The sequence below is a fragment of the Acidimicrobiia bacterium genome, assembly GCA_036396535.1.
GTDB lineage: Bacteria > Actinomycetota > Acidimicrobiia > Spongiisociales > UBA5794 > DASWKR01.
Map to the genome: position 1 here is coordinate 49,542 of DASWKR010000057.1, position 19,045 is coordinate 68,586.

A 19,045-nucleotide genomic window follows, 5' to 3' on the forward strand; every position below is an offset into this window, starting at 1 on the left:
TGCGGGGAGGTGCCGTGGCGCGCTACAGAGCCGGGATCGAGACCGAGGGCAAGATCATCGCGGCCACCCGAGAGCTGCTCGGCGACGTCGGACTCGAAGGAACGACGCTGAAGGCCATCTGCGACAAGGCCGAGGTCAGGGCGGGAAGCTTCTACAACCTCTTCGACTCGAAGGAGGAGGTCGTGCTGCGGGTCGTCGGAGAGGCGATCAACGCGGTCGACCCCGACCCTGAAGGGCTCCACACCGACACGGTCGAGGATCTGGTGGAGGCGCACATCGCGTTCATCACGGGCGACCCGGCCGTGGCCCGGATCTACCTACAGATCGCAGTGGGCAGGTCACAGTCCGACTCGACGATCGGCAATCGCTTCTTGCGCCATCACCGCAGGCGCTTCGAGCGATTCGCCGACGCCATGCGCCGGGCCGAGCCGGCGCTGGAAGCCACCGAGGTGGCTGCCCGAACCGAGATCCTGCTCGCCACCCTCAACGGGCTGGCCTTCCACTGGTTCCTCGAGCCCACCTTCGACTTCGCGGCGCACGCCAGGCGCGTGGTCCAGTAGCCGTCGCGCCCATCCTTTCCGGCGTCCCCCCATCGCAGGTACGCGGCACAGGTACGCAAGAACACCCTTCATCGTCGCCGCTGAGGAGCCCGGCCCTCACAAGTCGGCCAGGGCCTCCACCGTTTCCGTGAGCAGCTCTGGGGTCGCCGAGATGAAAGAGAGTATGAGGTGCTCGGCGCCCGCCTCGATGAGGGCCTCGGCCTTGGCTCTCGCCTTCCCGATGTCCTTGCCGATCCAGAACTGAACGGAGCGCTCGATCTCGCTCTCGTCGCGTCCCACCCGCCGACACGCCTCACGCAGGTCGGCGAGGCTGCGAGCGAATCGATGGGCGTCGCTCCCGTCGACGTTCCAGTGATCGGCGTGGCGGGCGACGATGAGGAGCATCCTCGGCTTCGAGCCGCCGATCAGCAATGGCATCTCGTCCTGTATCGGCGCCGGGTCGGATTTCGCATCGTGCAGCCGGTAGTGCCGACCGTCGAACGTCGTCGTCTCGTTGCGCAGCAACGATGAGACGATCTGGACGGCCTCTTCGAATGCGTCGACCCTGGATGCCACCGGATGCAGGAGGAGACCGTGATCAGCGTGCTCCTCCTCGTGCCACCCGGCGCCGATTCCGAGCTCGAATCGTCCTCCCGAGATGTGGTCGATCGTGATCGCCATCTTGGCGAGCAATGCCGGGTGGCGGAACAGGTTGGCCGCCACCATCGTGCCGAGGCGCACCCGGCTCGTCTCGACGGCGAGCGCAGCGAGCAGCGTGAACGACTCGTAGCAGCGCGTCGTCTCGGCGCCGTTCGGGTAGAACGGGTTGTACAGGTGGTCGTTCACCCAGCCGGCGTGCAGCCGATCCAACTCGTCGCCGCGCCGCCACACAGCGCGCAGGGACTCCCAGTCCGTAGCGTGCGATCCGGTCTTGAACGAGAGGCGTGTGGTCACGACTGGTCGGCGGCAAGCAACGCCGCGTAGTCGGCAGGCGTGTCGAGATCGATCGGCTGCGGCCCGCCGAGCCGCACGCACAGCCGTCGGTCGCTGTCGAGCCCGGTGATCATGCCCCACAGCGGCTTGGCGCCCTGCAGCGACGCGATGCGCTCGACCGCCACGGCGGACAGCAGGAACGGATGGCCTATCCCGTCGTCATACTTCGTAACGGCGATCTCGTGGGGATCGGAGCGCCACCCCGACACGAGGGCGTCGATCGCGACCCTGTCGATCCCGGGCATGTCGCCGAGCACGAGGACGACGGCGTCACAGTCACCTGCGGCGTCGATCCCTGTCAGCAGGGACGTCAGGTTGCCCTGGCGAAAGCGCGGGTTGTATGTGATGAGAGCGTCGCGCCCCGAGAGCGAGGCGACCACGGCCGGCGCGTGCGCCCCGACAACGACGACGGCTTCGTCGACCAGCGAGGTCTCGACCTGTTGCACGACGTGATCGATCACGGTGGTCTCGCGGTATTGGAGCAGCTGCTTCGGCCGACCCATCCGCTCCGAGAGCCCGGCAGCGAGGACGACTGCAGCGACCCGGCCGCTCATGTGGCCTCCACCAACCGCCTGGCCGCAGCATTGTGCTGGTGGACCGCCCGGTCGAGGTCGACGGTCGTGAGCCGGCCGCCGTCCACCACTGCTCTCCCGTGTACGTAGACCGCCTCGGCCCTCGTCGGCGATGCGAGCAGGAGAGCGGCGACCGGGTCGTGCAAGGCCCCGGCATACTCGACCCGATCGAGCGAGAACACCGCGAAGTCGGCGCACTTACCGGCCGTCAGCGAGCCGATGTCGTCGCGGCCGAGAACGGCTGCGCCGCCCCGAGTCGCCATCTCGAGGCCCGTCCTCGCCGGCATGAGCCGGCCGCCTCGGAGCCCCGGAGACGCTTCGAGTCTTGCCAGCAGCATGGCCTGGCGGGCTTCCCCGAGCAGGTCGCACCCGTCGTTCGACGCCGAGCCGTCGACGCCGATACCGACGTGCACGCCCGCCTCGAGGTAGCGCCTCACAGGCGCGATGCCTGACGCGAGACGCATGTTCGACGTCGGGCAGTGGGCCACACACGTCCCGGTCGCCGCCAGCAGCCCGATCTCGGCCTCGTCCACGTGCACTGCGTGGGCGTATGAGACGTCCTTGCCCACCCACTCGACGCTCTCGGCGAGAGCGATCGGCCGCATGCCGTGGGTGGCGAGGCAGAAGTCCTCCTCGTCCTTCGTCTCCGCCATGTGGGTGTGGAGCGTCACGCCGTACTGTCTCGCCAGCTTGGCGATCTGGCGCATGAGATCGACGGTCACCGAGAATGGGGAGCACGGCGCAGCCACGATGCGGCGCATCGAGCCCGGCTGCGGGTTGTGATATGTCTCGATCAGCCGGGCGGTGTCGGCGAGGATCGAGTTCTCGTCCTCGACGACGGAGTCGGGAGGCAGGCCGCCCCTGCTGGCGCCCAGGCTCATCGCGCCCCGGGAGGCGTGGAATCGCACGCCGACGCCGAGAGCCGCCTGCAGTTGGTTGTCTACCCGGCAGCCGTTCGGGAACAGGTACGTGTGGTCCATGACCGTGGTACAGCCGCTGAGCGTCAACTCGGCGACACCGACCTGAGTCGCCAACCTCAGGTCGTCGGGCGTCATACGTGCCCAGATGGGGTAGAGCGTGCGCAGCCATTCGAACAGCCCGACGTCCTGGGCGGCCGGGATCGCTCTCGTGAGCGTCTGCGAGAGGTGATGGTGGGTGTTGACGAGCCCCGGGATGACGATTCGATCCCTGGCGTCCACGACGACGTCGGCCGTCGCAGGCAGTTCGGACGATGGCCCGACGCCGATTATCCATCCATCGTCGGCGTAGAGGCCGCCGCTTGCGATCTCACGCCGCTCGTCGTCCATCGTGACGAGGACGGTGGCGTTCTTGACGAGCAGCGAGACCATGAGCGGCCACGCTAATGGCTGAACGAGGAGGCGATCCCGGTCCCCCATCCGTTCTTGCGTCCCCACGTCGCGCTCATGCGATGGAGGGACGCAGGAACGTGATCAACCCTCCAACTCGACTCCCCCGAGCAGCGCATCGACCAAGGCGTCCTGGAGGTACGACAGGTAGTTGAGCGCGATGATCTGCGGATCTCGTGACCGAGAGTCCGGTTGCCAGTCCTCTGTGATGCCGAGGCGGGCAGCCAGGCTGAGACGTGCCTCGCCGAGGACCCTCAGCCAGGCGTCTGCCGTCTCGATGTCGAGCATCGCCTCCCCGACGAGGGACGCCTCGAAGGCCATACGGTCGTGGCGTCGCTCCCGCTCGAGGCGGTCGCCGAGCATGTCGGCGTACGCCGTCGCCGCGTCGGGGTCGTCGGGGTGCGGCTGGTAGTCGAGCCGCTGCGCCGCCGGGTCGCCTACCTGGTGGCCGACGCCTGCCAGCAGCGCGGGGAGCTGCCTCAGGAGGGCGACCTCGGCCTCGGTGAGCCTGACGGTCACCGTGTCGCCGACGAGAACGAACGGCGCGGTCACGCCCGCTCCAGGGTCGCCCACAGTCCGTACCCGTGGAGCCTGTGACAATCGAGCTCGGCCCGCTCGAGGGGGCCGCTGGAGACGATCGCCCTGCCTTCGTTGTGGATCTGCAGCATGAGCCGGGTCGCCTTGTCGACGCTGTACCCGAACAGGCGGCGCAAGACGAGCACCACGTAGCTCATGAGGTTGACGGGGTCGTTCCAGACGACGACGTTCCACCCCAGGTCGATGTCGGAGCGCTCCCCCGTCTCGGGTCGCTCGACCTCGACAGGAGCGGTCGTCGTCACCGGTCACCGCCTCGGAGGCGGCCGCCGCCCGAGGCGCCCCGCCGCACGCGCCGACAGTTGCGGCATCACTTCGGCCCCATGCGGATGCCGCCGTCCATCCGGATCGTCTCGGCGTTCATGTAGCTGTGGGTGACGAGCAGCATCGCAACTTCGGCGTACTCCTCCGGCGTGCCGAGGCGCTTGGGATGGAGAACCTGTTGACCGAGAGATTCGCGGGCCTCCTCGGGAAGGCCGGCGAGCAGCGGCGTGTCGATGATCCCAGGCGCGATCGTGTTCACCCGGATGCCGCGCGATGACAAGTCGCGGGCGATGGGGAGCGTCATGCCCACGATCCCGCCCTTCGACGCCGAGTATGCCGCCTGGCCGACCTGACCGTCGAAGGCCGCAACCGACGCGGTGTTGACGATGGCGCCTCGCTCGCCGTCCGCCAGCGGTTCGTTGCCGACCATGCGGGCCGCCGCCAGCCGGATGCAGTTGAAGGTGCCCGTCAAGTTGATGCCGATGACGGCATCCCAGTGGTCGAGCGTGTGCGGTGAACCGTCGCGATTGATCGTCCGCTGCGGCGGCCCGATTCCGGCGCAGTTGACGAGGACCCTGAGCGGAGCCATCTCGTAAGCGGCGTCCACGGCCGCTTGGACCTCGTCCGGCCGGCGTACGTCTGCGTGGACGTACGCCCCCCCGATGCCGGTCGCCAGGACGTCGCCTTGCTCGTCCTGGATGTCGACGATCACCACGTGGACTCCAGCATCCGCCAGACGGCGGGCGGTCGCCGCCCCGAGACCTGAGGCGCCTCCGGTCACGATTCCCGACGATCCTGCGATCTCCACGCTTCGAGTCCCTTCTCTCGGTACGGCCCGGCTACGTTAGGAGGGCGCCTCGGCGGCGGGCACGGCGCCGGACAGCACCTGTCCTGAGACGACCATCCGCCCGCCGACCCACACCGATTCGATCCCGTCTCCAGCCAACCGGGGCTGCTCGTACGTCGCCTTGTCCCTCACGGTGGCCGGATCGAACAGGACGAGATCGGCCGGGCGTCCGGGCGTGATCGACCCGAGGCGGTCGGCGGCCCCGACGATGGCGGCGGCCCTTCCCGTCATCTTGTGGATCGCGTCGCGGAGCGACATGACCCCGAGCTCACGGACGAACCGGCCGAGCACCCTGGTAAACGTGCCGTAGAGACGCGGGTGCGGCATCCCGCCGGGGTTGACGACGCCGTCCGACCCGATCGACGTGTACGGCATGCCCATGAACACCGCCACGTTCTCTTCGACGTTGTTGAACGAGATGAGCGACACCGCCAGATCGTTGCGAGCGAGGATCTCGAAGACGGCATCGAATGCCTCCTGGCTCATCGGGTCGGCGACGCCCGATCGGTGGATGATGTCGGCGAAGCTCCGCCCTGCGAGGCTCGGGTCGACGGCGTCGGCCACTGTGAGGCCTTCCCACCCCCCCGAGAAGCGGAACCAGTTGTCCCACCCGGTCACGTCTTCGAGAAGCTGGCGCCTGGCACGCTGTCGTACCGCCGGGTCGGCCAGTCGGCGAATGGCCGCAACGTGGCCGCCTTCGAGCAGCCACGGCGGGAGGAGAACCGTCGCCGTGGACGAGCCGGCGGTGTACGGGTGGATGTCGGCGGTGATGGCGACGCCGGCCCCCTGGGCGACGGCGATCTTGTCGAGAAGCGACTGAGCCTTCGGCCAGTTCGCCCGGCCGGCCGTCTTGATGTGGCTGTAGTGGAGGTGAACACCGGTGGCGGCGGCGACATCGATGACCTCGTCCGTCGCCTCCTCGACGTTCTCGCTCTCGGAGCGGACGTGGACGAAGAACGGCTTGCCCTTGGCCGCCGCCACCTCGCACAACGCGGCCACCTCGGCGGTGTCGGCGTAGGCGGCAGGTACGTACACCAGGCCGGTCGACAGCCCGGCGGCGCCGTCGTCGAGCGCCCCGGCCAGTGCCTCCTGCATCGCGGCGAGCTCGTCGGCGGTCGGGGGACGGCTCTCCATTCCCATCACGTATCGGCGGATGGTGCCATGCCCGACGAGCCCTATCGCCCTCGTCGACGAGTGGCGGCGCAGCTCGGCGAGATATTCGCCGAACGTCGACCACGTCCACCTGTCGCGAGGGAGGCGCCCGTCGAGGCCTGCGATGTAGTGGCCGAAGTCGTCGATGTCGCCTTCGTGGACGGGCGCCGCCGACATTCCGTCCTGGCCGAACACCTGGGCGGTGCAACCTTGGAGCAGCTTTGGCGCGTCGCCTATCGGGGCTCCGTCGCCGTCGCGCAACACCGTGTAGAGGTCGGAGTGCGAGTGGAGGTCGACGAACCCCGGCGCCAGCGCCATGCCGGCGCCGTCGACGACCCGCTCCGACTCCGCCGGTGGGAGCGCCGCCGCGATCTCGACAACGGTGCCTGCGCCGTCGACGCGGACGTCGCCGCGCACCGGGTCGCGGCCCGACCCGTCATGGATGTCGGCGCCTCGAATGAGCCAGGGCCCGGTCGCGCCGAGATGTGGGGAAGGCGCTCTCGACATGGCGGCATTATCACCCGCCAACCGTTCCTGCGTCCCATCATCGCAACGAAGCGATGCCGGGACGCAGGAACCGGATTGGGGCCACCGCTCACCGTTCGGGCGTACCCCCGTCGCAGCGATGCGACGGGGGTACGCAGGAACAGAGTGAGGACGATGATTGACAAAACGTAAACCGGCTCCGATAGTTGATCGGACGGCCGGGCCATGCGGATCGACCTCGAGAGGCGCCGGCAACCCACTCTGCTTGCAGGAGAAGAGCATGCGCAGCTTCGCCGGTCGGGACGTCCTCTCCCTGAAGGACATGGAACGGGCTGAGTTCGACCACATCTTCGAGGTGTGCGACGAGCTGGAACCGATCGCCAAGGAACGCATCAACGTCGACCTGCTGTCAGGGAAGACCCTGGTCACGGCGTTCTACCAGCCGTCGACGCGCACCCGTCTGGCTCACGAGGCAGCCATGCACCGCCTCGGCGGCCACGTGCTCGGCTTCTCCGACGCCAAGATGACGCGGGCCGGCGACTTCTACCAGGAGTCGATCAAGGACACCGTTCACATGCTCGAGTACTACGGCGACGTCATCGTCATGCGCCACTTCCAACAGGGGGCGCCCCACGAGGCGGCCAAATGGGCGTCGATCCCGGTCATCAACGCAGGCGACGGCTGGGGCGAGCACCCCACCCAGGTCCTCACCGACCTCTACACCGTGCGGCGCGAACGGGGACACATCGACGGGCTCACGTTCCTGTGCATCGGCGACGGACGGATGCGCACGATGCACTCGATCGGCTACGCCCTCACCCAGTTCGACTGCCAGGCGATCTTCATATCGCCGGAAGAGATGGCGATCACCGACGAGTTCAAGGCAGAGCTGCGAGAGAGGAACCTCGATTTCCGGGAGGCGGACCACGTCAAGGATGCGATCGCCGACGCCGACGTGATCTACATGGAGCCGGTGGTCCAGGCCGACTACACCCAGGGCAGGGTCGGCAAAGAGGAGCAGTACGGCACAACCCCCGACAACTATCGGGTCACCCGCCGGCTTCTCGCCGACCAGGCGAGGCGTGATGCCATCATCCTCCACTCCCTTCCGCGGATGGACGAGCTCCCCCCGGACGTGGACGCCACCAGGCATGCTCGCTACTGGCAGGAGGCCTACTACGGCGTCGTCATGCGCATGGGCTTGCTCTCCCTCGTCCTCGGGGCCATGGAGTAGCTCATGCCGACGGCCGTCGTCGCCATCGGCGGCAACTCGCTGATCCTCGATGCGGCCCACCAGACGGTCGCCGACCAATACCGGGCGGCGGGAGAGACGACCCAGCACATCGCCGGCCTCATCGAGGGAGGATGGGATGTCGTCATCGTCCACGGCAACGGACCACAGGTCGGCTTCATCCTCCGTCGCAGCGAGCTGGCAGCCCACGAGCTGCACGAGGTTCCGCTCGAGGCCTGCGTGGCGGACACGCAGGGCGCCATCGGGTTCGCCATCCAGCAGAACCTCCAGAACGACTTGCGGCACATGGACGTGAGGCGGCGCGTCGTCACGATCGTCACCCAGGTCGAGGTGGCCGCCGACGACCCCGCCTTCCAGGATCCGTCCAAGCCGATCGGGTCGTTCATGGACGAGGAGCAGGCGAGGCAGCGACTCGCCCAGGGCTGGCAGGTGCGCGAGGACGCCGGGCGTGGCTGGCGTCGTGTCGTCGCCTCCCCGCAGCCGCTGCGCATCGTCGAGCAGGAGACGATCACCGCTCTGATCGACTCCGGGGCCGTCGTCATCGCCGTCGGCGGCGGCGGCATCCCCGTCATCAGGGACGCCAACGGCGATCTGCGCGGCGTGGCAGCGGTCATCGACAAGGACCGGGCGGCGGCGTTGCTCGCCCGCGACATCCACTCCGACCTGCTCCTCATCTCGACGGCGGTCGAGAAGGTGGCACTCGACTTCGGCACGCCGGAACAGCGGGACATCGACGTGATGCGAGCCGACGAGGCTCGGCGCCGGCTGGCCGAGGGGAGACACTTCGCCGAGGGCTCGATGGCGCCCAAGATCGAGGCGGCCATCTCGTACCTCGACGATGGAGGCAAGCAGGTGGTCATCACGGACCCGGCACACCTCGAAGAGGCTGTGAAGGGAGAGACAGGCACCTGGATCGTGCCGTGAGCCACGTCACCGACCTCGTGTGCACGACGTGCGCCAAACCGGTCGTGGCCGGCGCCCTCACCTGCCAGGACGACGGAGGGACACTCGACGTCCGCTACGACTACGAAACCGTCGGCAGGGTCATGTCGCCCGACACGCTCAGCGCCGACCGCAACCCGACGATGTGGCGCTATCGGGCGCTGCTGCCGATCGAGGACGACGCCCACCTCCCGCCCCTCACCGTCGGCGGCACGCCGCTCTACGCGGCGCCGCGCCTCGCCATCGACAGCGGCGTCGGGGCGATGTGGATCAAGGACGAGACCAGGCAGCCGACAGGATCACTCAAGGACAGGGCTTCGGCGCTGGCCGTCGTCAAGGCGAGGGAAGCGGGTGCAAAGGTCGTGACCACGGCGAGCACCGGCAACGCCGCCGCCGCGCTGGCGGGAATCAGCGCCAGCGTCGGACAGGAGAACGTGATCTTCGTCCCCGATGCCGCCCCTGAGGCGAAGATCGCCCAGCTGCTGGCGTACGGGTCCCGCCTCGTGCTCGTGAGGGGGAATTACGCGGCGGCGTTCGATCTGTGTTCCGCAGCCGTGGCGCGTTACGGCTGGTACGACCGCAACACCGGCATCAACCCGTACATGACCGAAGGCAAGAAGACGGTCGCCCTCGAGATCCTCGAGCAGCTCGAGTGGTCGGCCCCGGACGTGATCCTGGTGAGCGTCGGCGACGGCTCCATCATCGGCGGCGTCCACAAGGGTGTGAAGGACGCCCTGGCGCTCGGCTGGATCGAGCGGATGCCGCGACTCATCGGCGTCCAGGCGGAGGGCAGCGACTACATGGCTCAGGCATACGAGTCCGGCGAGAACGTGACGTCGAAGCCGCCGATCGAAGCGTCGACGATCGCCGACTCGATCAGCGCCGACCTGCCGAGGGACCGCGTCAAGGCGTTGGCCGCGGTCACGGAGACGGGCGGCGCCTACCTGCGGGTCACGGACGAGGAGATCCTGGCCGCCATCCCTCTGTTGGCGCGCGGCAGCGGCGTCTTCGCCGAGCCTGCGGGGGCGGCCGCGTACGCCGGGCTGCTGGCCGCCAAGCGGCTGGGACACATCGGCGGCGACGACGAGGCCGTCGTCATCGCCACCGGCAGCGGCCTCAAGGACGTCGCGTCGGCGCGGAGGGCCACCGCAGCCGAGACGCCGATCCACGTCGCTCCAGACATCGACGAGCTGGCCAGGGCGTTGGAGCCGTGAGGACGCTTGCGGCGAGGCGTCGCCGGCCAGCAGCAGGCCACCCTCTCGGCTCGGGGCTACGCCCGCTCGCCGATCTCCCGCAAAGCGGGAGATAGCGTCTCCCGCAAGCCGGGAGATAGCGTCTCCCGCAAGCCTTGAGATAGCGTCTCCCGCAAGCCTTGACGCTATCTCCCGCAAGCCTTGACGCTATCTCCCGCAAGCCTTGACGCTATCTCCCGCAAGCCGGGAGATAGCGTCAAACGCACGCTCGGCGACCTCCCGTCACGCGAACGATCGAGTCCCTACCGAAGTCAACGCCCACACGGCTGAGGGCAGCGGACGCTCGCACTCACAGAGTGAGAGGCCGCCCCGGTCCGGGAAGCCGCGTACGCTCCTTCTGCCGATGACGCAGCTGAGCAGGAGGAAACGTGATCGACCTCACCATCAACGAGGCGGGACGCCGCGCCGCGGCAGCCACGGCGAGAGGGCGGTCGATCCGCATCCCGACGTTCGCCGAGATGCGGGACCCGTCGCTCGTGCCTACCGACGTACGGGCCGCACTGGGTGGAGTGGGCCTCTGGGACCTCGACCCACTCAACCTCTTCCGGATCACGTGGCATAACGAGCCCGTGGCGCACGGCGGTGGCTTCGGTCCCGTCAATTTCGTCGAGCTTCCGCCCGAGCTGACCGGAGTCCCGGCCCGCATCATCCAGCTCATCGGCAAGTGGTTCCCAACCGGCGCCCACAAGGTGGGAGCAGCCTTCGGGTGCCTCGTTCCCCGGCTGGTGACCGGGCAGTTCGACCCGGGCACCCAGAAGGCGGTCTGGCCGTCGACGGGCAACTACTGCCGCGGCGGCGCCTACGACTCCCACCTCCTCGGTTGCGAGTCGATCGCCATCCTCCCTGAGGGGATGAGCCGGGAGCGCTTCGCGTGGCTCGAGGGCGTCGCAGGCGAGATCATCAAGACGCCCGGCTCCGAGTCGAACGTCAAGGAGATCTTCGACAAGTGCAACGAGCTGCGGGCGTCGGGCGAGGATCTCGTCATCTTCAACCAGTTCGACGAGTTCGGGAACTATTTGTGGCACTACACGGTCACGGGACCGGCGATCGTCGAGGTGCTCGAATCGGCCATGAGGCCCGGCGACGCCTATCGGGGATTCACGGTGACGACCGGGTCGGCCGGGACGATCGCCGCCGGGGATCACCTCAAGGTGGTGTACCCGACCTCGATGGTCGCAGCGGGCGAGGCGATCCAATGCCCGACGATGCTCTACAACGGCTTCGGGGCGCACCGCATCGAAGGCATCGGCGACAAGCACATCCCGTGGATTCACAACGTCAGGGACACCGACCTGGCGATCGGGCTCGACGACGAGGCGGCCATCACGACCCTCCGCCTCTTCAACGAGCCGGCCGGGCAGGCGTACCTCGTCGACCAGGGGGTCAAGCCGGACGTCATCGACCAGCTCCCGCTGCTCGGCATCTCGGGTGTCGCCAACATGCTGGCGGCCGCCAAGTTCGCCAAGTACTTCGAGCTGACCGAGCGCGACGTGGTCGTCACGATCGGGACAGATTCGATGGAGATGTACGGCTCCCGGCTCCACGAGCTCACAGACGAGCGAGGTGAGTTCACCCAGCTCGACGCGGCTGCTGCGTATCACCGCCACCTGCTCGGCACGGCGATCGACCACGTCCACGAGCTGAGCTACTGGGACCGCAAACGGATCCACAACCTCAAGTACTACACCTGGGTCGAGCAGCAGGACAAGACATACGCCGAGATCCAGGCACAGTGGTACGACCCCGACTACTGGACATCGATCCAGGCACTCGCCGAGCCGATCGACCGCCTCATCGACGAGTTCAACGGCATCGCGGCGGCCCTGTGAGGGCCATCCGACTCCCACTCGCCGGAACCGATCCCGGCCCCTCATCCGTGATCAACACGTGTGAACCCCGACGCGGAGTCTCCTGAGTCGCATCGACGCGGGAGCGAGCGTGCCGGAGGCCGACCGGAGCGTGCGCCCTGCACGCTCCGGTTTCGTCGGGGGTGCCCCCGGAGCGCCGGGCACCGTCGGACCCGGACCATCGTGCTGTCTACCGTTGTGGCTGTGGTGACACAGCAGCAGAAGTCGGCCCGGTTCAGGGAGCTCCACCAGTCCGGGACCTTCGTCATACCCAACCCGTGGGACGTCGGGTCCGCCAAGCTCCTCGAGTCCTTCGGCTTCCAGGCACTTGCGACGACGAGCTCCGGCATGGCATATGCCATGGGCGCAGTGGACGGGGGCGTCGGCCTCGACGACGTCCTCGACCACGTCCGCCGGCTCACCGAGGCGACATCGGTTCCCCTGTCGGTCGATCTCGAGAACGGCCACGGCGCGGAACCGCATCACACGGCCGTCGCCGTGCTGCGAGCCGCCGATGCCGGAGCCGTAGGCGGATCAATCGAGGACTACGACCACGAGCGGGGCATCTACGGCCTCGATCTCGCCGTCGAGCGCGTCAGAGCCGCAGTCAACGCCGCCCATAGCCTCTCCTTCCGGTTCACCCTGACAGCGAGGGCGGAGAATCTCATCCGTGGCAAGCCGGACCTCGTCGACACGATCGCCAGGCTCCAGGCGTACGAGGAGGCGGGTGCCGACGTGCTGTACGCGCCGGGTCTCCGTGACGCCGACGAGGTGCGCACGGTGTGCCACGCCGTGTCGAAGCCGGTCAACGTCTTGGCGCACTCGGGGCTCACGGTCGCCGCGATCGCCGAAGCAGGCGCCCGTCGGATCAGCGTCGGCGGGGGCCTGACGTGGGCCGCGGTCGGTGGGCTGCAGCGCGCTGCGATGGAGATCCTCGCCGAGGGCACGTTCGGCGCCTTCGCCGACAGCCCCCAGTACTCGGAGATCAAGGAGTGGCTCGGAGCCTGATCGCAGCCGGCGACGGTAGCCGGCAGGCGTCGGTAGCCTCGGAAACGCATGGTCCGATTCGGTATCTCAGTGCCCAACTTCGGCGACCTGGCGAACCCCGGCGTACTCGTCGACCTGGCGGTACGGGCCGAGCCCGCCGGCTGGGACGGGTTCTTCGTTTGGGACCACATCGTGATCGGCGACGGCGTCGCCGTCGGCGATCCCTGGGTGCAGCTCTCTGCGATCGCCCAGGCGACGGAGCGCATCCTCCTGGGGCCCATGGTCACGCCGCTCCCGAGGAGACGCCCGTGGGTCGTTGCGCGCCAAGCGGCCACACTCGACCACCTGAGCGGCGGCCGGCTCATCCTGGGCGTCGGCATCGGCTACCCACCGGAGACCGAGTTCGCAACCTTCGGAGAGCCGACCGGGGACCGGGTGCGAGCCGACATGCTCGACGAGGGCCTCTCGATCCTCGACGGGATGTGGAGCGGGTCGGCGTTCAGCCATACCGGCGACCACTACACCGTCGCCGAGACGAGGTTCGCCCCGAAGCCGATGCAGCAGCCGAGGATCCCGATATGGGTCGCCGCCGAGTGGCCGAACCGCAGGCCGCTGCGCCGAGCAGCCCGCTTCGATGGTGCCTTCCCGGTGAAGATGGACTTGTCGGACTGGACGCCGGACGAGGTGGCTGCGCTCACGACGATGATGCGAGCCGACCGAGGCGACGTGTCGGGCTTCGAGATCGTCGTAGGCGGATCGTTCGAGGCCGGCAGAGCGTTGGCGGACTCCTACGGCGAGGCCGGGGCCACGTGGTACCTGGCGAGCCCCGATCCCGATGGGACGACGGACGACCTGATGGCGACCGTCGCCGAGGGTCCCGGAGTGTCGTGAGCGAGAATCGGGATTCGAACCGACCTATCGTTGTAGAGCCATCGCGCCGACTCGTCATACCCAGCGGCAGCCACACGACCGAGCATCGGGCCGTGCGGGGCGCGGCGGCGTGACGCGACCGACGGTCCGACCGGCGGCGCACGATCGATCGCGACGCGGCGGCTGACCCGTGGACCTGTGGCTGCGGATCGGGATGGTGGTGGTGCTGGTGGCGCTGAACGGCGCCCTGGCAGGCAGTGAGATCGCATTGATCTCGCTGCGGGAGCCGCAGATCCGACGGCTCGAGGAGCGGGGCAGGACCGGCCAGGTCCTTGCCCGTCTCGCCAGGAACCCGAGTCGCTTCTTCTCCACCGTCCAGATCGGCATCACGCTTGCGGGATTCCTCGCCTCGGCGGCGGCGGCGGTGACGATCGCCGAGCCCTTGGAACGCAATCTGACGATCTTCGGGACGTGGGCCCGGCCCGTGGCGATCATCGTCGTCACTCTCGTGCTCGTGCTGTTCACGCTCGTGTTCGGCGAGATCGCCCCCAAGCGGATCGCGCTGCAGCGGAGCGAGCAGTGGGCCATTGCGGTCGCGCTCCCGCTGCACTACCTGGCTGCCGCGTTCCGGCCCGTGGTTTGGCTGCTCGGCGCGTCATCGGACCTGATCGTCAGGCTGGCGGGCGGAGACCCCGACCCTGAGAGGCGTGCCATCGATCTCGAGGAGCTGAAGGACTCGATCCTCTTCGAGCACGACCTCGCCGCCGATCACCAAGACGTCATCGTCGGGGCGCTCGAAGTGGCGGAGCGAATCCTGCGCGAGGTGAGCGTGCCTCGGCCGGAGGTCTTCGTCCTCGACGCAGACTCGTCGTGCAGCAGTGCGCTCGACGACCTGGTCGCCTCGCGCCACTCGCGGGCGCCCGTCGCTCCGGGCCGTGCCCTCGACCTGGCCGTCGGCGTCGTTCACGTGCGCGATCTCGTGATCGCCGCCGAGCGGCCGCGTGTCACAGACGTCGCCGTCGAAGCGCCCATGTTCCCCGAGACCCTCCCCGCCCTCGAGGCGCTCCGCAGACTGCAGGCCACCAGGCAGCAAATGGCGCTAGTCGTCGACGAGCACGGCGGCATCGACGGCATCGTCACCGTCGAGGACCTCGTCGAGGAGGTGGTCGGTGAGATCTACGACGAGACGGACCGCGACATCGTCTCCGCCACGAAGGCGGAGGACGGCTCGATCGTGGTTCCGGGGCGATTCCCGATCCACGACCTCGTCGATCTCGGCGTCGAAGCGCCGGAAGGCGAATACACGACCGTGGCCGGACTCGTCGTCGATCTGCTCGGTGCGATACCGGTCGATGCTGGGGAAACCGTCCGCATCCCCGGATGGGAGCTGACAGTGCTCATCGTGAGGAGAAACGCCATCCGATCGGTGAAGCTCACTCCGGCCCGGCCTTCGACGGCGGAGCCCAGTCAGCCGTCGAAGTAGCTCTGGAGGCGGGGACCGACGAGCACGACGAGCTCTTCGACCGTTGCGGCTCGGAGCGGCTCGATGCCGACCACGTACCGCAGCACCGCCACCCCGACGAGGTGGGCCGCCGCCAGCGCCACCCGCACCTCGGCGTCCTCGATGTCCATGGCGGCGGCGATGCGGACGAGCAGTGCCGTGCCGACGAACTCCCGCAACGCGTCCGCTCCGTGCTCGGTGGTGAGCGCCCCCCTGAGGAGCGCCAGCAAGGCGTCGCGAGTTGGCTGGCTCTCCCATGCGGACATGAACAGCCGGACGGCCCCCTCGCCTGCCCGCTCGAGCCCGTGCTGCATGATGATCCCTGCCGCATCCGCCGGCCTGAACGGCAGAGCGATGGACTCGGCGAACAAGTCCTCCTTCGACCCGAAGTAGTGGTGCACGAGCGCGGGGTCGACACCCGCATCAGAGGCGATGGCGCGGATCGTGGCGGCGTGGAAACCGTTGGCTGCGAAGGCAGAGCGAGCAGCGGTGAGGATCGCCCGGCGCGCCCCGGAGTCGCCGGGCCGGCGACCCGTCCGGCTCATGTCGCGATGATGGCGACGAAGGCCTCTTCGAGCGTTGCCGGGGAGTCGACGACGGAGCCGCCCAGGCCCGATGAGGCCAGCAGGTCGGCGACCTCCTCGAGCGTGGCACCGGGTACGCGGAGCCGCCGGCCGGCCGGGAGCACCGGTAACCGGCGATGCTCGAGGATGCCGAGGACGGCAGGCACGTCGTCCGTGTCGATCTCGACGCTCCTCACCCCGGACGTGATGTCGTCCACCGAGCCCGTCGCCACAGATCTCCCTGCGGCGAGCATGACGAGCCGATCGCATTGCTCCGCCTCGTCCATGTGGTGCGTGGTGACGAGAACCGCGGCGCCCTCCTCGGCCACGGAATGGATCGTCTCCCAGAGGTCGGCCCGGGCGAGCGGGCCGACGCCGGACGTCGGCTCGTCGAGCACGAGCAACCGGGGGAGGTGCGAAAGGGCCGCTGCGAACGCGACACGCCTCTGAAGGCCGAGCGACAGCTCGTCGACCAGAGTGTCGCTCACCAGCGCCAGGTCGGTCGCCAGCGCCGGGGGATCGACGCCGAACGCCGCTGACGTGAACCGCAGGTTCTCGGCCACGGTGAGGTCGCCGTAGAGGCCGAGACCTTGAGGGACATAGCCGAGCATGCGGCGCCCTTGTCGGGTCGGCGGCCCGCCGAACAGGCGCACCGAGCCCGCCGACACTGCCAGCAAGCCGAGCAACATGCGGATCAGCGTCGTCTTGCCGGCGCCGTTGGCTCCGAGCAGACCTACGACCTCGCCGGGATGGACCGACAGATCGACACCATCGACGACCGTGGCATCCGCGAACCGCTTCGTGACGCCGGCCGTCTCGGCGAGCGGCGCGCTCACGAGGAGGTTTCCCGGCGCGCCGAGGCAGCAGCGGTGACGACGTCCTCGAGGTCGACCGTCCCGGCCGACGCACCTTCCGGTGCTCCCCCCTGCCGGACCCACACCCTCCAAACCCTGCCTCGCCGCCAAGCGACGCTGCCTTCGGGGCGGGAAGATGTCGTGTACATGGCACCGGGGAATGACGCCCGGATCGACTCGGCAGTGCCCGCAACCAGCACCTTCCCTTCGTCGAGAACCACAACTCGTGCGGCACGCTCGGCTTCGTCGAGGTATGTCGTCGTCACCGCCACCGCCGCTCCTTCGGCTGCCGCCCTGGCGAGCAGGCGCCAGACATCTGCCCGGCTCAGGGGGTCGAGGCCGGTCGTCGGCTCGTCGAGGACGACGAGCTCCGGTCGAGGCAGCATCGCCATCGCCACCGCCAGCTTCTGGCGCATCCCGCCCGACAGGCGGCCGGCGAGGCGATCAGTCGCCCCGCTCAGGCCCGTCACCTCGACGAGCGAATCGATGCGCCCCCTGGCCTGGCGACCCATGCGATGGGCTGTCGCGACGAAGTCGAGGTTCTCCGCAACCGTGAGGTCCGCCCATGTGCCCGCAGCTTCCGGCTGGTATCCGATGCCGCGCCGGTCGGGGCGCCTCACCCGCCCGGCGGTCGGGCGGGCAAGCCCCACGAGGGCCCTGGTGCAGGTGGTCTTCCCGGCCCCGTCGGCGCCCACGATCACAACGGTCTCGGCCGGTGCCACGTCGAGGTCGACATCTTCGATCGTCGGTCCGGATGCGGTGTCGATGGTCACCGAGTCGAGCCCGTAGCTCATCCACCCTCCCCGGCTGGGACGAGTACCGACCGGAAGCGGAGTATCGCCAGCACGAAGACGACGAGACCGAGCACGCCGAGGAGGACCATCGCCTGAGCGACTGCCGCCAATGGGGCGGCCTTGAGCATCACGTCGCGGGCGATCTGGTTGAAGTACGTCAATGGGAGCAGGTAGCCGATCCACCTGACGCCGGCGGCCATGGAGTCGAGCGGGAAGATGATTCCACTGAGCAGCACCTGCGGGAGGAGCGTCATGATGGCGAGCTGGATCGCCTGACCCTGGTTCTCGGACACTGTCGAGATCAGAACCCCTACCCCGAGTGTGACGAACAGGAACAGGACGGCGCCGAGCGCCAGTAGCAGCACTGAGCCCGTGAAGGGCACGTCGAACAGGAACGAGCCGACGGCCAGCACGAGGATCAGATCGAGCGATGCCACGAGGAAGTACGGCGCGATCTTCCCCAGGAACACGTCACGGGGCCGGAACGGCATGACGGCGAGCTGCTCGAGTGTTCCGCTCTGACGCTCTCGGACCACGCCGAGGCTCGTCACGAGCGACCCGATGAAGATGAGGATCAGGCCGCCCAAGCCCGGGACCAGCACAGCGGACGTGTCGAGCTCGGGGTTGAACAACACGTCCACCTCGATCGGGATGCCTTGCCGGCCGGCCGAGGTGAGCACCTGGACGGCGGCACGAGCCGTGAAGAGATGGGCGCCGTCGACGCTGGCGACCGGCGGGTCTTCGGCCGTGTCGATCACCACGTCGGCCTCACCGTGCCGGAGCGCCTCCACAGGCGCACGCTCGACCGGGACGACGTGAAACGGCTCGGGCAGTCGATCTGCCACGGCATCGGCGCCGGGTCCGGTGACGCCGACGTCGATTGTCGCCACATCGAAGCTCGCCGCGTATCCGAACACGACGAGCAGGATCACCGGCATCACGATCATCATCGCCAGCGTGCGGCGATCCCTGCGCACCTGGCGCAGCTCCTTCATCACCATCGCCCACATGTCACAGCCCCCCGATTTCAACGGTCGTTGAATTCTATCGTAGGCCAGCCGGGCTGCAAGCCGCGGTAGTGGTTCAGCTTGACGAGTGAGGGGGCGGGTTCTGAAGATCGGCCCAATCGAGGATTGACCAGGCCCGGAGTAGACCTTCCTCGGGTAGAAGTCCGAATACGACTTGGACAAACTCCGTCACGGGATAGACGTAGGCCCGACCGTCAACATCGCCTCCCAGGTACTCCGTGAGGTTGCCTAGTTGATATGGGTCACGGGCGATGTGGCCTAGCGCTGCCTCGACGGCCCCGCGGTGCTCAGGGTGGCGAGCCAGGAAGGGCTCAATAATCTCTTCCAGAGAGAATCGGAG

19 protein-coding genes are annotated in these 19,045 nt (G+C 68.4%); 8 read left to right on the forward strand and 11 right to left on the reverse strand.

What is annotated here, in order from left to right; translation table 11 throughout:
- Positions 1-14: 14 nt before the first annotated feature.
- Complete coding sequence (locus tag VGC47_10025; GenBank protein ID HEX9855642.1) at positions 15-560, forward strand: helix-turn-helix domain-containing protein; 546 nt, start codon at positions 15-17, stop codon at positions 558-560.
- A 96-nt stretch (positions 561-656) separates the two neighbouring features.
- On the opposite strand, the gene VGC47_10030 is transcribed toward VGC47_10025, so the two are convergent.
- The 7 genes from VGC47_10030 to VGC47_10060 all read right to left on the reverse strand — a co-directional run bounded on the left by VGC47_10030 (position 657) and on the right by VGC47_10060 (position 6,835).
- A complete protein-coding gene (locus tag VGC47_10030) occupies positions 657-1,493 on the reverse strand; it encodes an LLM class flavin-dependent oxidoreductase (protein ID HEX9855643.1) in 837 nt (278 codons plus the stop codon).
- Entirely contained in the window at positions 1,490-2,086 is a 597-nt protein-coding gene (locus tag VGC47_10035) for a nucleotidyltransferase family protein (protein ID HEX9855644.1), read from the reverse strand. Before VGC47_10035 ends, VGC47_10030 begins: the two co-directional genes overlap by 4 nt.
- Positions 2,083-3,453, reverse strand: a complete 1,371-nt coding sequence (locus VGC47_10040; protein HEX9855645.1) for an 8-oxoguanine deaminase — start codon at positions 3,451-3,453, stop codon at positions 2,083-2,085. Before VGC47_10040 ends, VGC47_10035 begins: the two co-directional genes overlap by 4 nt.
- A gap of 102 nt (positions 3,454-3,555) precedes the next feature.
- Complete coding sequence (locus VGC47_10045; protein HEX9855646.1) at positions 3,556-4,023, reverse strand: DUF2017 family protein; 468 nt, start codon at positions 4,021-4,023, stop codon at positions 3,556-3,558.
- Positions 4,020-4,310, reverse strand: a complete 291-nt coding sequence (clpS, locus tag VGC47_10050; GenBank protein HEX9855647.1) for an ATP-dependent Clp protease adapter ClpS — start codon at positions 4,308-4,310, stop codon at positions 4,020-4,022. Before clpS ends, VGC47_10045 begins: the two co-directional genes overlap by 4 nt.
- Before the next feature lie 65 nt (positions 4,311-4,375).
- Positions 4,376-5,137, reverse strand: a complete 762-nt coding sequence (locus tag VGC47_10055) for a 3-hydroxyacyl-CoA dehydrogenase (GenBank protein HEX9855648.1) — start codon at positions 5,135-5,137, stop codon at positions 4,376-4,378.
- A 36-nt stretch (positions 5,138-5,173) separates the two neighbouring features.
- Complete coding sequence (locus tag VGC47_10060) at positions 5,174-6,835, reverse strand: D-aminoacylase (protein ID HEX9855649.1); 1,662 nt, start codon at positions 6,833-6,835, stop codon at positions 5,174-5,176.
- Between the two features lie 259 nt (positions 6,836-7,094).
- Between VGC47_10060 and pyrB the strand changes: the two genes are divergently transcribed.
- From pyrB to VGC47_10095, 7 genes are all read left to right on the forward strand, one after another.
- Positions 7,095-8,048, forward strand: coding sequence for an aspartate carbamoyltransferase (pyrB, locus tag VGC47_10065; GenBank protein ID HEX9855650.1), 954 nt, complete (start codon positions 7,095-7,097; stop codon positions 8,046-8,048).
- Between the two features lie 3 nt (positions 8,049-8,051).
- Positions 8,052-8,990: a carbamate kinase gene (gene arcC, locus VGC47_10070; protein ID HEX9855651.1), complete on the forward strand. Its 939-nt coding sequence runs from the start codon at positions 8,052-8,054 to the stop codon at positions 8,988-8,990.
- Positions 8,987-10,222, forward strand: a complete 1,236-nt coding sequence (gene thrC, locus VGC47_10075) for a threonine synthase (protein ID HEX9855652.1) — start codon at positions 8,987-8,989, stop codon at positions 10,220-10,222. The genes arcC and thrC overlap by 4 nt, the downstream gene beginning before the upstream one ends.
- 407 nt (positions 10,223-10,629) lie before the next feature.
- The gene (locus VGC47_10080) at positions 10,630-12,090 is read left to right on the forward strand and encodes a pyridoxal-phosphate dependent enzyme (protein ID HEX9855653.1); all 1,461 of its coding nucleotides are present in this window, start codon (positions 10,630-10,632) and stop codon (positions 12,088-12,090) included.
- A gap of 225 nt (positions 12,091-12,315) precedes the next feature.
- On the forward strand, positions 12,316-13,116 hold the full coding sequence (locus VGC47_10085; GenBank protein ID HEX9855654.1) for an isocitrate lyase/phosphoenolpyruvate mutase family protein: 801 nt from the start codon (positions 12,316-12,318) through the stop codon (positions 13,114-13,116).
- Positions 13,117-13,164: 48 nt separating this feature from the next.
- Positions 13,165-13,986 carry an LLM class flavin-dependent oxidoreductase gene (locus VGC47_10090; GenBank protein HEX9855655.1) on the forward strand — a complete coding sequence of 274 codons (822 nt, stop codon included), beginning with the start codon at positions 13,165-13,167 and terminating at the stop codon, positions 13,984-13,986.
- 169 nt (positions 13,987-14,155) lie between these two features.
- Positions 14,156-15,448 (forward strand): hemolysin family protein, encoded by a 1,293-nt coding sequence (locus VGC47_10095; GenBank protein ID HEX9855656.1) that lies wholly within the window; start codon positions 14,156-14,158, stop codon positions 15,446-15,448.
- Here the strand turns inward: VGC47_10095 and VGC47_10100 are convergent.
- From VGC47_10100 to VGC47_10115, 4 genes are read right to left on the reverse strand one after another with little or no spacing between them, the layout of a single operon-like run.
- Complete coding sequence (locus VGC47_10100) at positions 15,433-16,011, reverse strand: TetR family transcriptional regulator (GenBank protein HEX9855657.1); 579 nt, start codon at positions 16,009-16,011, stop codon at positions 15,433-15,435. The two genes, VGC47_10095 and VGC47_10100, sit on opposite strands and share 16 nt — an antisense overlap.
- Positions 16,008-16,865, reverse strand: coding sequence for an ABC transporter ATP-binding protein (locus VGC47_10105; protein HEX9855658.1), 858 nt, complete (start codon positions 16,863-16,865; stop codon positions 16,008-16,010). Before VGC47_10105 ends, VGC47_10100 begins: the two co-directional genes overlap by 4 nt.
- Positions 16,862-17,677: an ABC transporter ATP-binding protein gene (locus VGC47_10110; protein HEX9855659.1), complete on the reverse strand. Its 816-nt coding sequence runs from the start codon at positions 17,675-17,677 to the stop codon at positions 16,862-16,864. The genes VGC47_10105 and VGC47_10110 overlap by 4 nt, the downstream gene beginning before the upstream one ends.
- Entirely contained in the window at positions 17,674-18,708 is a 1,035-nt protein-coding gene (locus tag VGC47_10115; protein HEX9855660.1) for an ABC transporter permease, read from the reverse strand. The genes VGC47_10110 and VGC47_10115 overlap by 4 nt, the downstream gene beginning before the upstream one ends.
- Between the last annotated feature and the right edge of the window lie 337 nt (positions 18,709-19,045).

What these genes read in the sequence shown, in the direction of transcription:
- VGC47_10060 (HEX9855649.1), bottom strand. Translation starts at nt 6,835, where the DNA reads ATGTCGAGAGCGCCTTCCCCACATCTCGGCGCGACCGGGCCCTGGCTC.
- VGC47_10110 (HEX9855659.1), bottom strand. Translation starts at nt 17,677, where the DNA reads ATGAGCTACGGGCTCGACTCGGTGACCATCGACACCGCATCCGGACCG.
- VGC47_10040 (HEX9855645.1), bottom strand. Translation starts at nt 3,453, where the DNA reads ATGGTCTCGCTGCTCGTCAAGAACGCCACCGTCCTCGTCACGATGGAC.
- VGC47_10100 (HEX9855657.1), bottom strand. Translation starts at nt 16,011, where the DNA reads ATGAGCCGGACGGGTCGCCGGCCCGGCGACTCCGGGGCGCGCCGGGCG.
- pyrB (HEX9855650.1), top strand. Translation starts at nt 7,095, where the DNA reads ATGCGCAGCTTCGCCGGTCGGGACGTCCTCTCCCTGAAGGACATGGAA.
- arcC (HEX9855651.1), top strand. Translation starts at nt 8,052, where the DNA reads ATGCCGACGGCCGTCGTCGCCATCGGCGGCAACTCGCTGATCCTCGAT.
- VGC47_10090 (HEX9855655.1), top strand. Translation starts at nt 13,165, where the DNA reads ATGGTCCGATTCGGTATCTCAGTGCCCAACTTCGGCGACCTGGCGAAC.
- VGC47_10035 (HEX9855644.1), bottom strand. Translation starts at nt 2,086, where the DNA reads ATGAGCGGCCGGGTCGCTGCAGTCGTCCTCGCTGCCGGGCTCTCGGAG.